We start from the raw sequence: 14,745 nt of genomic DNA, 5'->3' as shown, positions 1-14,745 counted from the left end.
GACGGCGCTCCGGCCGACCGGCAAAGCCGGCTCGGCTTCCGCACTGAAAGGCACTTTCTAATGGGAGATGTCACCGGCTTCATGAAGCACGGGCGGGACATGCCGACGAGGCGTCCCGTGCCCGTCCGCCTGCGCGACTGGAAAGAGGTCTACGAGCCGTATCCGGCCGAGCGCCTGCAGACCCAGGCGTCGCGCTGCATGGACTGCGGCATCCCCTTCTGCAACAACGGCTGCCCGCTGGGCAATCTCATCCCCGACTGGAACGACCTCGTCTACAAGGACCACTGGCACGAGGCCATCGAGCGGCTGCACGCCACCAACAACTTCCCCGAGTTCACCGGCCGCCTGTGCCCGGCGCCGTGCGAAGCGGCGTGCGTGCTCGGCATCAACCAGGACCCGGTGACCATCAAGCAGGTCGAGGTCTCGATCATCGAGCGGGCCTTCAACGAGGGATGGGTCACGCCGCTGCCGCCCGACGTGAAGACGGGCAAGAAGGTCGCCGTCGTCGGGTCAGGCCCGGCGGGCATGGCCGCCGCCCAGCAGTTGACGCGCGCCGGCCACGACGTCGTGGTGTTCGAACGGGCCGACCGCATCGGCGGGCTCATGCGCTACGGCATCCCCGAGTTCAAGATGGAGAAGTGGGTGCTCGACCGCCGCGTCGAGCAGATGGAGGCCGAGGGCACCGAGTTCCGGGTCAACGCCAATGTCGGCGTCGACATCCCGGTGTCGGACCTGCAGGCCGAGTTCGACGCCATCGTGCTGGCGGGCGGCGCCACCCAGTGGCGCGACCTGCCCATCCCGGGGCGTGAGCTCACCGGCATCTACCAGGCCATGGAGTACCTGCCGCCCGCCAACCGGGTGCAGCAGGGCGACATCGCCGAGTCGCCGATCACAGCCACAGGCAAGCACGTGGTCATCATCGGCGGCGGCGACACCGGCGCCGACTGCCTGGGCACCGCCCACCGGCAAGGCGCGGCCTCGGTGCACCAGTTCGAGATCATGCCCCGGCCGCCCGACGCCCGGCCCGATTCCACCCCGTGGCCCACGTGGCCGCTCATGTTCCGCACGTCGTCGGCCCACGAGGAGGGCGGCGAGCGGGTGTTCTCGGTCAACACCGAGTGCTTCCTGGGCGACGACGACGGCAACGTGCGGGCGCTGCGGGCGCACGAGGTCGAGATGGTCGACGGGCGGTTCCAGAAGATCGAAGGCAGCGACTTCGAACTGCCGTGCGAACTGGTGACGCTGGCCATGGGCTTCGTGGGCCCTGAGCGCGGCGGGCTGCTCGAACAGCTCGGCGTCGACCTCACGCCGAGGGGCAACGTGGCTCGCGACGAGTGGGCCACCTCGGTCGACAACGTGTTCGTGTGCGGCGACATGGGCCGGGGCCAGAGCCTGATCGTGTGGGCCATCTCCGAAGGACGGGCCTGCGCGGCGGCCGTCGACCGTCACCTCATGGGCGAGACGGTGCTGCCCGCCGTCATTCCCAGCACCAGCGCCTGACGTCGATGCGCGGTCGCGGGCCCAGGCCTGCGACCGCGCCGACGTAGCCGTCGGGCACGTCGAGGTCCTCCACCCACCACGGCCCGGCGGGCGGGTACACCTGCACCTCGGTGAGGCTGCGGCGGATGCCCTCCCCGGTCGCCTTCACCACCGCCTCCTTGCGCGTCCACGCGCCCAGGATGTCGGAGCCGGCTTCGGCCGGGGACAGGATGCGGCGGGCCAGCGCCTCGGCGTCGTAGAGGGCACGCACCTCCTGCACGTCGACGCCTATCTCTTGGCCGGCCACCGCCACGGCGGCGAGCTCGCCTGAATGCGAGAGGTTGAAACAGATCTCGCGGCCGGCGAGATGGGGCTTGCCGTTGACATCCGACTGCAGGTCGATCCGCTCGACGTACTGCGAGAGCACCGCCCGCAACGCCATGTGCGACGCCAGGAACCGGCGCCGCGGTTCGTCGAGGCGCATGCGGCTCGCTCGTTCCCGCTCCTCGTCGGACAGCGCGTCGGTCGATGCTTCCACCCCCCTGAGATCGACCAGCCACACGTCCACGGACTCCACCCGCGGGACCCTACCGGCCCGAAGTTGCGTAGAAAACGTTGCGGAAAACGGCGCGATTCCTACGCAACTTCGGGGGTGGGGAGGGGGACGGTCGGGGTGGCGGTGACGCCGAGGCGGTCGAAGGCGGCCGCCGCTTCCTTGGCCCAACGATCTACCCGTTCGTCGTCGGCCAACCGGCCCACCCGGGCAAGGCCCTCGTAGGCCAACGCCGCTTCGTAGTCGGCCCCCGCGGCCTCGGCACGGGCCAGCGAGGCTTCCAACCGGTCAATCGCCTCCAGCACTCGCCCGGCCTGGGCGAGCGCCCAGCCGTCGAGCCGGTCGAGCATGGCCAGCAGCACCGGCATACCCCCGGCCCGCACGGCGGCGCGGCGCACGTCGTCGACGCAGCCCGGCGCAGCCACGCCTGCGAGCACGGCGCGTTCGGCCAGCCGGGCCTCGGCCTCCAACAAGAAGGCGTCGGCCCGCAAACGCCGGAACTCTTCACGCGCCTCGACCAACAACGCCTCGCCCTCGGCGAAACGGCCGGCCCGCACGGCCAACCGCCCGAGGTTGGCCGTCACCACCGCCACCCAGTCGGGCGACCGGGTGGCGCGGAACACGGCCAGCGCCTCGGCGAACAGCGGCTCGGCTTCGACCAGCCGTCCTTGGTCGGACAGCACCTCGCCGATGTTGTTGTCGGCCGAGCCCACCTGCACGGTGTCGCCGGAGCGGGCGAACAGGTCGCGGCAGCGGCGGTAGTGGGCCAGCGCGTCGTCCCACCGGCCTTCGTAGTAGGCGTCAACGCCGAGGTTGTTGAAGACGTTGGCCTGGCGCCACACGTCGCCCAGTTCCTCGAAGATCTCCAACGCCCGCTCGCGGAACCGAGCCCCCTCGCCGGTGCCAAGGTCGGTGTGCACGTTGTCGAGCATGTAATAGGCGTTGCCGAGCGTGCGCAGGTCGTCGACGGCCGACGCCGCAGCCACCGCCGCTTCCAACGGAGCCAGGCAGTCGCGGTAGCGGCCTTGTCGGTAGCGGCAAGCGGCCCGGCCCAGCGCCATGCGCCCCGCCGCCCGGGTGGCATCGGCGCCCGCAGGCAGCGACGCCAGCAACTGCTCGCCTCGGGTGTACCAGCGCAGCCCGTCGGCGTAGCGGCCCCACCGCTCGCGCAGCCGGCCTTCCTTGCGATAGAGGCGTACCAGCCCGGCGGCGTCGGCGGCACGCAGGCGGCGGCTCTGCCGGTACGCCTCCTGGGCGACGGCGAAGCGACCGCCCAACTCGGCCACGTCGCCCAGCGCCTCCCACACGGCGGCCACCTCGTCGCGTGCCACGCCGTCGAGCCCGGCGGCGGCGTCGACGGCGCGGCGGTAGAACGTCTCGGCCTCCACCAACGCGCTCGTACGCCGCGCCCGTTCGCCCGCGAGACGCGAGTACCGCCACGCCTCGGCGTCACGGCCCGCGGCGCTGAAGTGCAGCGACAACAGGTCGGACCACTCCTCCACCGCCTCGCCCGCCGAGGCCTCGACCAACTCGCCCGCCCGGCCGTGCAACTCCCGGCGTCGGCGGAACGGCAGCCCCCCGTAGGCCACCTCGCGCAGCAGGGCATGGCGGAAGCGGTACCGGCCCGACTCGTCCTGCACCAGGAACCCGCCGATGGCGCCGAGGGCGCCCGCCACGTCGCGCCCCAACAACGACGCCAGCATCCCGGCGTCGAACCGGCCACCCAGCACGGCCGCCCCCCGCAACACGGCGCGCCCGTCGCGCGGCAGGGTGTCGATGCGGGCCGCCACCACCGCCTCCACGCTGTCGGGAACCTCGGCGATGTCATCGCCCATGGCCAGCAACTCCTGCAGGAACAACGGGTTGCCGCCGCTGCGCTCCACCAACGAGCCCGCCACCAAGCCGCCCGGCCCGCCCAGTGAGCGCACGAGCGACTTGGCCGCCTCCGGCCCCAGCGGTTCCACCGCCACCGACGTCACGTGCTCGCCCGCGGGCCGCAAGCCGCCCTCGACGTCTCGCCGCGTCACGCACGCCACCCACGGCCGCTCGGGGACGAGGTCGAGGAGGTGGCCGAGCAGTCCGCTCGATGCCGCATCGAGCCAGTGGGCATCCTCCACCGCCAACGCGGTTCGCTCGGGCAGCACCCGCTCCACCACGTCGACCACCAGCGAATGGATGCGGGCGGCGCGAAAGGCGGGGTCGACGGCGGCGGTCGTCGCCGTGTCGGCCAACTCGACGCCGAAGGGCACCGCCAGCAACGGCAGCTCGTCCTCCAAGTCGGGCGCCTGTGCGACGAGGGCGCGCACCACGGCCTCGTCGGGCGAGTCGGGGGCCACGCCGAGCAGTCGCCGCAAGGGCGCCCGCAATGCAAGGTACGGGCTGCTGGTGGCATAGGGCATGCCCTCGACCTGCAGCATCGCCGCGCCGCCGACCAAGCCGCAGAACGCTGTCAGCAATCGCGACTTGCCGATGCCCGGCTCGCCCACCAGCTCGACCACCCGCCCGCCCGAGGCCACGGCCTCGCGCAGCAGGGCCACCTCCCCCTCGCGGCCGACCAACGGCGCGTCGGCGGCGGGCGCGGCCGCAGCGGCCACCGCTCGACCCACCACGGCGGCGTCGACCAGTTGCGACTTGCCCTTCACCGGGAAGGGCGCCAACCACTCCGTCTCGTAGGCGCCTCGCACCCGGTCGAGCACGCTGCGGGTGGCCAGCACTGTGCCGGGGGCGGACTTGCCCATCACCCGAGCCGCCAGGTTGGTGGCGTCGCCCATCACCGCGTAGGTGCGGCGAGTGCGCGACCCGACGTCGACGGCGAAGGCCCGCCCTCGGTTCACGCCCGCCCGCACGACCAACGGCCCGTCGGCCACCTCGTCGAGCACGTCGAGCAACGTGTGCAGCATGCGGTCTTCGTCTTCGGTGGAAGCCACGGGCGCCCCCGCCGAGAGCAGCACCTTGGTGCCGTTCGACGACAGGTCGGTGGCGAGGAACGTGACCCCGTGCTTCTCCGACGCCGCCTGGGCCGCGCACACCACGTCGTGCAGCGCGGCGGCCACCGCAGCCGGACCCGACGTGGCCAAGAGGTCGGAGGTTCCCCGTGCCTCGACAAACGTGAGCACAGCCACGCGGTGCTCGCCGTCACCCGCTTCGCCGGCCAGGCACTCGCGCAGCGACGCCGGCACGCCCGCCTCGAACGCCGACCCCGCGCCGGGTGCCACCGCAACGGGAGCAACGTCGCCCGCAGCCACCGAAGCCACCAACACCTGGTCGGCCTCGGCGGCGGACTCCTGGGCCACCACCTCGTCGACAGTCGGCCCGCCCACCACCAGCTCGCGATGGCGGTCGCCCACCAGGAACAGGTGCACCGGCCCCGATGCGACGCCGACCGACATGCGCAACGACACGGGCCCGGCCTCGGTGCGCAGCCGGCGGTAGGGCCGCAGTGCCTTCTGCATGGCATGGGCGGCCTCGACGGCCCGCTCCGCATGGCCCTCGCCCGAGAACAGCAGCAGCAACGCGTCGCCGCCGTACTTCAACAGGTCGCCGCCGCGCTCGACGGCCACGTCGAGCAAGCCCGCCATGACCTCGTTGAGGATGTCGGTCAAACGCTCGGCTCCCACCCGTCCGAGGCGGGCCAGCCGCTCGGTCAACGGGGTGAAGCCGGAGACGTCGGCGAAGACCAAGGTGGCGTCGAGCGAGCGGCAGGCGGGGCCGCCGACGTCGACCTCCAACCACTCCGCGTGGCAGCGGGCCAGATAGGCCCCGAACGGACGTTCTGCCATAAGCAGGTTGTAACCCTCGCTTTTTCCCCTGTCGAGCCGGCACCATGGTGGGAGCAGTCAGCAGCACTGCGCACCTGGGGCGTCGACCTGCCAACCACGGTAGGCGGCGAAGAGCGGAGGCACTTTCATGGCACGAAGCTGGGCGGCGGCGCGACGGCGCGTCGCGATCTCACTCGCAGTACTGGTGGCGGCAGTAGCGAGCGGTGTCCCATCGCCTGCCTCTGCCCTCGTGGTCGACGACGGCTCGATCGAGAGCATGTCGTTCACAGCCGCAACAGCGGCGGGGCCTGCGGGCCTGTCGAAGCTCGACAAGTCGACGCTCGACATCAGCACCATCCCGCTGTTCACCAGCGGGCCCGAGGCGGCGCCGATCCGTTCGACGCCCATCCGCTCGACGCCGATCCGGTCGACCCCCATCCGGTCGACGCCCATCCGTTCGACGCCCATCCGCTCCACGCCGCTGGCGACCATGCCCATCCGGTCAACGCCGTTGGCGGCCGCGGCCCTGCCGCCCATGCCGCTGTCGACCGTGCCCGTCTTCGTTGAAGGCGGCTGGGCGACACTGCTGGAAGGCACGATCTACGACGGTGCCGCCCTCAACGCCGTCACCCTGCAGCAGGCCCTGGCCCTCGACGCGCCCCAGATCACAGCGCTCACACTGAACGACATCGACATCGCGTCGACCCCCATCCGCAGCACGACGCTCCAGGGCTTCCTCTTCGCAGGCCCCACCCTCGACCAGCTCTCGTCCACCTACGACTGGTGCGCCAACCTGCCGGGCTTCGACTGCGCGGCCAACGGCATCAACGAGGCCACCTCCACCCTGCTCGACCTCGACCTCAAGGGTGCCCCCATCCACCAACTGTGGTTCCTCCCCACACTGCTGGTGAACCAGGCCGACCTCACAGCCAGCCCGCTGGGCTTCTTCGACGTCGGGGCCATGGACGTGACAGGCACCGACCTGGCCAACATCCCTGCGCTGGAGCTTCCCGACGTCGTCGACTGCACAGTGCTGACATGCGGTGAAGGCACGACCTTGGCCGATGCCATCGCCGCGCTCACGCCGACCCGCCGCACCATCGTCGACCCCGCGCCGCTCAGCCGCGTGCTGGCGCGCGACGACGGCGGGTCGCTGCTGCCGTACCTGACCTTCGGCGACCTCGCCACAGCGGTCATCGACCCCACAAAGCTGGCGTACGAGAACCTCACACTTCGGAACGTCACCGGCGCTGCTCCCCTGCCCACACTGAACGACCCCGGCCTCGTCCGCTACACCGCCGAGGCCAACTTCAACTGCTGGGCCAGCGCGGGCATGGTCTTTTCCGTCCGCCTGGCCAACGGCTTCACCTACGTGCCCGATTCGGCCACCAAGCAGATCGACAACGGCGACGAGGTCTCGGCAGGCGAGCCCTTCGGTAGCTCTATCGAGTCGTCGAACACCGACACCGTGATGGTGACCCAGGCGGCCATGATCGACACCAGCATCCTTCGTTGGTACATGGGCGAGGAGGCCGACTGCAGCTCCGAGGAGATGCCGCGCACAGAGAGCGTCAAGCTCTCGTTCCTGGCCCGTCCCGGCGTGGAGCTGGGCATCAAGACGGCGTCGTTCCACGCCCGGTCCAACTCGACGTCGGGCGCCACCGCACTGAGCAACGCGCCGTTCACCGTCGCCGATGCCCTCGAGCCCAACGACAGCGTCACAAACGCCACGGCCGTGACAGCCAACACGATGTACCTCTCGCACATCGGTGACGGCGACGACGTCGACTACTACACACTCCCGGCCAACCTGCCCGAGGGCACGCGCATCATCGCCACCCTCAGCCACCTGCCCGCCGACTTCGACCTGTTCCTCGACGGCCCCACGGCGACGCCGTTCCTGGCCTCCGCGCCGCAGAAGACACTGCGGCAACTGCCCATCGAGGACTTCGGCCCCACCGACGTGGCCCCGCCGGAAGGCTTGCAGGACCTGCCCATCCGCTCGACCCCGTTGAGCATCTCCGACAACCGGGCCACCGAGACCGAAGTGGTCTCCACCATCGTGCGGCGCCAGACCTCGGAGCCCTTCACAGTCACAGTGGGCCACCACCTCGGCAGCAACAGCGCCATGCCGTACCTGCTCCAGATCACACTCGACCCGCCGCCGGAACTGACCTGCGCGGCGACCTTCTCGATGGGCACAGGCGGCACCACCGGCACACTGCCGAACAAGGCCACCCTCGACCCCGAGACGAAGACGATCTTCCTCGTCAACCAGAAGCGCATGGGCGACGCCTACGGCGCCACAGCGGCCACAGCCCTCGCCACAGCGCTGGAAGGCCTGGCCGACCGGCCTGAGGTCAACGGCCTCATCCTGCCGGTCGACGGCGACGCCACAGTGGCGGCCGCCTACGCCGCATGGGACGCCGACCGCTGCGCGCCCGAGGCCGCCAACGGCGTGGTCCGACCGATCACCGCCGTGCTCGACCAGTACCTCACAGCGCTGAAGAAGGCGCAGTACGTCGTGGTCGTGGGCGACGACGACATGATCCCGTTCGCCCGCGAGCTCGACAACGTGTCGCTGTCGAACCAGCGCGACTACTACGACTCGGTCCGCTTCCCCGGCGGCGACAACCCCATCTCGGCGGCCTCGGCCTACGGGATGCTGCTGACCGACAACGCCTACACCGAGCGTGACCGGGTCGACTACCTCACCGGCCAACTGCTCGTGCCCGACCTGGCAGGCGGCCGCCTGGTGGAGACGCCCGCCGAGATCCTGGGCGCCATCGACCAGTACACAACCAAGCCTTACATCGACCTGTCGAAGACGGTCACAACCGGCTACGACTTCGTGAGCGACCTGGCGACAGCCATCACAGCCCAGCTCACAGCACTGGGCGCCACAGCCAAGACACTCAACAACGAGACGTGGACGCGCGACGAGCTGCTGACAGCGTTGAGCGACGGCGCCACCGTGGCCTCGCTCAACGCCCACTACGACCATGCCGACGCGCTGCCCGCCCAGGGCAACTCGTCGCTGGCCACCAACCCGACGCTGTTCTCCAGCACCGACCTGGGCACAAGCGGGCTCGACCTGGGCGCGCTGCTCTTCACCATCGGCTGCAACGCAGGCCTGAACGTGCCGGGCCGTGCCTGGGTGTCGGGGGCCACAGCGGCCGACGCCTCGCGGCTCGACGACTTCGCCCAAGTGGTCGCCCGTGACAAGCGGGCGTTGGGCTTCCTGGCCAACACCGGCTTCGGTTACGGCGACACCGCGGCGCTGGCCTACGGCGAGCTGTTCCTGAAGCTGTTCACCAAGAACCTCGACGGCACAATGACCGTCGGGCAAGCGGTGATGAAGGCCCGCGAGGCGTTCACAAGGGAAGCGGCGCTCGGCGTGTACGACCAGAAGGTCGTGAACGAGTCGACGTTCTACGGCTTCCCCTTCGCCAAGGTGGGCGCCAACGGTGGCGAGCTGCCCGCGACAGTCGGCGCCACAGCGGGCACAGCGTTGCCGGTCGACCCGACACTGGCCGTGCAGGCCGCGCCGTTCGACCAGGACATCACACTGACCCCGGTCTCGACGCCCCAGGGCACCTACCTCACAGCCAACGGGCAGTCGCCGACAGCGGTGCACTACCGGCCGCTCGAGCCCAGCGTGGGCATCACACTGCCGCCGACGCCGGCAGGCGTGGTGCAGGGCGACGTGCTCATCACCGGCCTCACCTCAGGGCCGATGGACGAGAGTGTCAGCCCCCTCATCTCCATGCCGACGTCCGACCGCAGCGCCTTCAACGAGACGGTCACAGCCCGCGACGCGGTGTTCCCCGTGCCGGTGGCCTCGACGGCGCCCGGCGGGGGCGTGCAGCTGTTCCCGTCGCAGTACCGGTCGGAAGGCAGCGACGGCGAAGGCACCCGCCACACCTTCAGCCGCATCACAGGCAAGGTGCTGTACCCGACGACGTTGAACGGGCCGCGGCCGTCGTTCGCTGCCGTCGAGGCCGCCGCCATCGGTGAGTCGACCACGGCCTTCCGCATCGAAGCCCGTGATGCCGACCACGTGATGGTGCTGTACCGGGCCGACTCGGCCACGTGGCAGTCCTTGGACCTGACAGCGCTGCCCGCCACAGCGGGGGCCACAGCCCGCACCTGGACAGGGGTCGTGCCCACCACGGGCGTCGGCGACTTCTTCGTGCAAGGCGTGCGCGACGGCCAAGTCGGCACCACCCGGGCCAAGGGCCTCGACTTCCGGCCCACAACGCCGGCCTCCAGCGGCCTGACGATCACAGTCAACGGCACGCAGGACAACGGCTGGTTCACCGCTCCCCCGACGGTCACCGCCACCGGCGGCCAGCAGGTGGCGTACGAGGCCAGCATCGACGGCGACGCCTTCCGGCCCTTGGGCACGGGCCTCACCGTGGCAGGGCCGGGGCTGCACACCGTCGACGTCCGGGGCTCCGACGGCTCCACAGGGCGCACGGTCGTCGCCGTCGACAACGCGGCACCGACGGTGGCCATCACCAACCCGGTGCAGGGCCAGCACGTCCTGGGCGGCAACACCGAAGCCGCCTTCTCCTGCGCCGACATCGGCTCGGGCATCGAGTCGTGCACTGCGCTCGACCCGGTCACACTGAACACCACGGCCGGCAACCACGACTTCCGGGTCAAGGCCGTCGACCGGGTGGGCAACGAGACCACGGTGACCGTCACATACGCAGGCGGCTACGACTTCGAGGGCTACTTCGCCCCGGTCGAGAACCCCGGCGTGTGGAACGTCGTGCAGGCGGGTTCGTCGGTGCCGATGAAGTTCCGGGTGGAAGAACCCGACGGCACCGTCGTCACCCGCACGGGCGTCGTCACCTCGAGCGTGTCGGAACGAATCGCCTGCGCCGCGGGGGCGAGCTCCACAATCGCGCCCGACCTGCTCGACACCACATCGCCGTCGGGCCTGCGCTACAGCGAGTTGGACCAGCAGTTCGTCTACACCTGGAAGACGGCCAAGGCGTGGGCCGACACGTGCCGCCGCTTCGTCATCACCCTCGACGACGGCTCGACACACCCGGCCCTGTTCCACTTCAAGCGGTGACACCCCGAGTACGGGCTGCCCGGATGCCGGGCAGCCCGTACTCGTAACATGGCGGCCATGGGGGAATCGAACGAAGTATCCATCGACGTGGCGGCGTCACCCGAAGCCGTCTACGCCATGGTGGCCGACCTGCCCCGCATGGGCGAGTGGAGCCCCGAGTGCGTCCGCTGCGACTGGCTGGGCGGCGCGACCGCGGCCACTCCGGGCGCCAAGTTCAGAGGCCGCAACCGCATCGGGTTCCGCCGCTGGAGCACGACGGGCACGGTGGTGACGGCCAGCCCGGGTGAGGAGCTGACCTTCGACGTCACCTCGGTGTTCGGGCTGCCCGTGGCTCGCTGGACCTACCGCATCAGCGCCGACGGCAACGGCGGGTCGACAGTGGTGGAGCGCTGGGAGGAGCGGCGCGGCAGGCTCCTGAAGTTCCTCGGCTTGCTGGCCAGCGGCGTGGGCGAACGCACGGAGCACAACATGGCGGGCATGCGGGCCACCCTGGCCCGCATCAAGGCCACGGCCGAGGCATGACGACCCACGAGGTCTTCAACCAGGCACCTCCCTTGGAGCACCACAACGCCTTCACCGCTGACGCCGCGCTGGGAGAAGCGGTGCGTCGGGAGGGCGCCGAGTGGGCCGAGGCCGAGCTCGTCGAACTTGGCGCCAAGGCGGGCACGCCCGAGGCCATCGAGTGGGGCTTCCTGGCCAACGAGAACCCGCCCGTGCTGCACACCCACGACCGCTTCGGCCACCGCCTCGACGAGGTGCGCTACCACCCCGCCTACCACCAGCTCATGGACGTGTCGGTGGCGCACGGCCTGCACGCCTCGCCGTGGGCCGACGAGCGGCCGGGGGCGCACGTGGCCCGGGCCGCCAAGATGATCGTGTGGTCGCAGGTCGACGCGGGCCACACGTGCCCCATCTCCATGACCTACTCGGTGGTGCCTGCGCTGCGCCACGAGCCTGCCGTGGCCGCCGAGTGGGAACCGCGGGTGGTGTCGCGCACCTACGACCGGCGCTTCGCCCCCGCCCCGCAGAAGCAGGGCGTGACCTTCGGCATGGCCATGACCGAGAAGCAGGGCGGCTCCGACGTGCGGGCCAACACCACCCGGGCCGAGCCCAGGGCGGTCGACGGCGAGTACCTCGTCACCGGCCACAAGTGGTTCTGCTCGGCCCCGATGTCGGACGCCTTCCTGGTGCTGGCCCAAGCACCCGGCGGCTTGACGTGCTTCCTCCTCCCCCGCTGGCGCCCGGACGGCACCCGCAACGCCGTCGCCGTCCAGCGGCTCAAGGACAAGCTGGGCGACCGCTCCAACGCTTCCAGCGAGATCGAGCTGACGGCTGCTTGGGCGCGACGGGTGGGCGACGAGGGCGCCGGTGTCCGCACCATCATCGAGATGGTCAACCACACGCGCCTCGACTGCGTGCTCGGCTCCGCTGCGGGCATGCGCCTCGGCACCGCCCAGGCGATCCACCACGCTTCGCACCGAGCTGCTTTCGGCAAGACGCTGGTCGACCAGCCCCTCATGTCGGCCGTGCTGGCCGACTTGGCCGTCGAGTCGGAAGCGGCCACCGTCACGGCCCTGCGGCTGGCCCGCGCCTACGACAGCGGCGACGACGAGCACGAGCGCCTGCTCAAGCGGTTGGCCACCCCGGTCAGCAAGTACTGGGTCTGCAAACGGGCGCCGGTGCACGCGGCCGAGTCGCTCGAATGCCTGGGCGGCAACGGCTTCGTCGAGGCCTCGGGCATGCCCCGGCTGTTCCGCCAGAGCCCGCTCAACGGCGTGTGGGAGGGCTCGGGCAACGTCATCTGCCTCGACGTGCTCCGGGCCATGGCCCGCAGCCCGGAGTCGGTGGAGGCCTTCGTGGCCGAGCTCGACGGCGCGGCAGGGGCCGACGCCCGCCTCGACAACGCCGTGGCCCGCCTGCGCAAGGAGCTGGGCGACCTCGACGACATCGAACGCCGCGCCCGCCGGGTGGTCGAGGCCATGGCGCTGGCCTTCCAGGGCTCGCTGCTGGTGCGCTCGGGCGACCCGGCCGTAGCCGATGCCTTTTGCGCCTCGCGCCTCGACGGCGACGGCGGCCGCGCCTTCGGCACCCTCCCGCCGGGCGTCGATGCCCGCCGCATCGTGGAGCGCCACTCCCCCTCGTAGGTTGCCGCCGTCGGAGGCTCGGGTAGGACGCGAGGCGACAACGGCTACCACCTTCGAGGAGGCGCACGTGGCGCAGACGCTCAAGGACCTCATGACCCCCAACCCGCTGACGGTGTCGGCAGACACGACCGTGGCCGAGGCTGCCCGCTACATGCGCGACGAGAGCATCGGCGACGTCATCGTCACCGACGGCGACACCGTGCGAGGCATCGTGACCGACCGCGACATCGTGATCCGCGCCGTGGCCGACGGCCTCGACACCGGCTCCACGACGGTGGGCGAGATCTGCAGCACCGAGTTGGCCACGCTCTCGCCCGACGCAGGAGTCGACGAGGCGGTCACCCTGATGCGGGAGCGGGCGCTGCGGCGCCTGCCCGTGGTGGAGAACGGCAAGCCCGTCGGCATCGTGTCGATCGGCGACCTCGCCATGGAGCGCGACGAGGACTCGGCGCTGGCCGACATCAGTGCGGCTCCTCCGAACGAGTAAGGCAACTGCGGAGGCCGGCGTCCGTCGCGGGCGCCGGCCCTTTTCGCGTCCAGGTCCCGGTGTCACCCCCGGGTGACACCGCTTGCAGGGCCCCTCTTGAACTGCTACGTATCCTCATCATGAACACGCCCGAACGCGGGCTGGCGTGGCACAACGACATCTTCGAGGGGATGATCGACCGGTTGCAGGTCGACCCGAACGGGATGGCGACGGCGGTCGGGGACGACAACCCTGCTCGGCACGTGGTGCGTCATTTCGCCGACCTTTTACGCAACCGCCGACGGCTGACCCTGGCCGAACTCGAACAGATCGAAGCCGTCGGCGGCGTTCGTGCGGCGGCAGGGCGACCTGTCGACGACGTGCTGTGCGACTTGCGGGCTGCCATGGCCGCCTCATGGCACTACCTGGTCTCGCTGGTGCCGCCTGCCGCCCCGCCGGAGGCCGCTGTCGATGCACTCGCCCGCCTGGCCGACGAAGCGCTCGACTTCGCCCAGCGCGCCGTGGAAGCTGTCGCGCAAGGCCACGCAGCGGGCACCCGGCTCGATGCCCTGGGTCGTCGCCCGGCGCCGCGGGTCGACCCGTTCGACAGTGCCTCCGAGTTGGCCCACCTGCTCGAGCCCACCCGTCGTCACGGTGTCATCGTGTTCACGCTCCCCGCCACGGCAGGCGACGACCCGGCGCCGTTGGCTGCCTCGGCGTCCGCCTTCACCGCGCAGGTGGGGGGCGTCGGCGGAGTGGTGCGCTCGGCCCCGGCCATGCATGCCCCGGTGGCGGTGACGGCCGACGAGAGCGCGTGGGCGCACGTCGTCGCCCTGGCTGAAGCGACGGCAAAGGAGCATGGGGCGGTTGTACTCGCGACCGCACCGACGGGGGGCTCCGGCTCGGCGTACGACGCCTACCGGGAGGTGGCTGCGCTCGTCCCCATGGCCCGCGAAGTCGGCCGAGGCGGCCGGGCCGACGACCTCAGCGTCTATCGGTTCGTGGCCGGCACCGGGCCTGACGAAGCTCGCGCCTTCGTGCGGCGGGTGCTCGGCGGCCTGCTCGACCTGCCCGACGACGAGGTCACCACGCTGCTCGACCGCCTCGACGCCGACCCCAACGCCCGCCGGCGGGTGGAGGAGCAGACCGGCCTCGCGCTCGACCAGCCCTTCGACCGCATGCGGCTCGACACGGCCGCCGTGTTGCGGCGCCACGATTGGGTACCACGCTCGCCATGAGCGAACGCCTGCCCGACGACG

At 71.0% G+C, this 14,745-nt stretch carries 8 protein-coding genes; 6 read left to right on the top strand and 2 right to left on the bottom strand.

Annotated elements, in window-relative coordinates:
* Nucleotides 1-60 precede the first annotated feature (60 nt).
* Entirely contained in the window at nt 61-1,500 is a 1,440-nt protein-coding gene (locus VM938_03050; protein HVF74002.1) for a glutamate synthase subunit beta, read from the top strand.
* Here the strand turns inward: VM938_03050 and VM938_03045 are convergent.
* Entirely contained in the window at nt 1,478-2,056 is a 579-nt protein-coding gene (locus VM938_03045; protein ID HVF74001.1) for a 4'-phosphopantetheinyl transferase superfamily protein, read from the bottom strand. The two genes, VM938_03050 and VM938_03045, sit on opposite strands and share 23 nt — an antisense overlap.
* Before the next feature lie 59 nt (nt 2,057-2,115).
* Nucleotides 2,116-5,811, bottom strand: coding sequence for a tetratricopeptide repeat protein (locus VM938_03040; protein HVF74000.1), 3,696 nt, complete (start codon nt 5,809-5,811; stop codon nt 2,116-2,118).
* Between the two features lie 184 nt (nt 5,812-5,995).
* Between VM938_03040 and VM938_03035 the strand changes: the two genes are divergently transcribed.
* From VM938_03035 to VM938_03015, 5 genes are all read left to right on the top strand, one after another.
* Complete coding sequence (locus VM938_03035; GenBank protein ID HVF73999.1) at nt 5,996-10,876, top strand: PxKF domain-containing protein; 4,881 nt, start codon at nt 5,996-5,998, stop codon at nt 10,874-10,876.
* A gap of 57 nt (nt 10,877-10,933) precedes the next feature.
* On the top strand, nt 10,934-11,398 hold the full coding sequence (locus VM938_03030) for an SRPBCC family protein (protein ID HVF73998.1): 465 nt from the start codon (nt 10,934-10,936) through the stop codon (nt 11,396-11,398).
* The gene (locus VM938_03025; protein HVF73997.1) at nt 11,395-13,020 is read left to right on the top strand and encodes an isovaleryl-CoA dehydrogenase; all 1,626 of its coding nucleotides are present in this window, start codon (nt 11,395-11,397) and stop codon (nt 13,018-13,020) included. Before VM938_03030 ends, VM938_03025 begins: the two co-directional genes overlap by 4 nt.
* A 67-nt stretch (nt 13,021-13,087) precedes the next feature.
* Nucleotides 13,088-13,507, top strand: coding sequence for a CBS domain-containing protein (locus tag VM938_03020; GenBank protein HVF73996.1), 420 nt, complete (start codon nt 13,088-13,090; stop codon nt 13,505-13,507).
* A 119-nt stretch (nt 13,508-13,626) separates the two neighbouring features.
* The gene (locus VM938_03015) at nt 13,627-14,724 is read left to right on the top strand and encodes a hypothetical protein (protein ID HVF73995.1); all 1,098 of its coding nucleotides are present in this window, start codon (nt 13,627-13,629) and stop codon (nt 14,722-14,724) included.
* Nucleotides 14,725-14,745: the final 21 nt, after the last annotated feature.

The sequence above is a fragment of the Acidimicrobiales bacterium genome (assembly GCA_035536915.1).
Taxonomy (GTDB): Bacteria; Actinomycetota; Acidimicrobiia; order Acidimicrobiales; family JAHWLA01; genus JAHWLA01.
Note: the sequence above shows the minus strand (reverse complement) of the source record. Positions and strands in the feature narration are given on the sequence as shown.

Bases quoted from the DNA above. Each gene is read 5' to 3' on its own strand.
- VM938_03050 (HVF74002.1), top strand. From the start codon at position 61: ATGGGAGATGTCACCGGCTTCATGAAGCACGGGCGGGACATGCCGACG.
- VM938_03040 (HVF74000.1), bottom strand. From the start codon at position 5,811: ATGGCAGAACGTCCGTTCGGGGCCTATCTGGCCCGCTGCCACGCGGAG.
- VM938_03030 (HVF73998.1), top strand. From the start codon at position 10,934: ATGGGGGAATCGAACGAAGTATCCATCGACGTGGCGGCGTCACCCGAA.
- VM938_03025 (HVF73997.1), top strand. From the start codon at position 11,395: ATGACGACCCACGAGGTCTTCAACCAGGCACCTCCCTTGGAGCACCAC.
- VM938_03015 (HVF73995.1), top strand. From the start codon at position 13,627: ATGAACACGCCCGAACGCGGGCTGGCGTGGCACAACGACATCTTCGAG.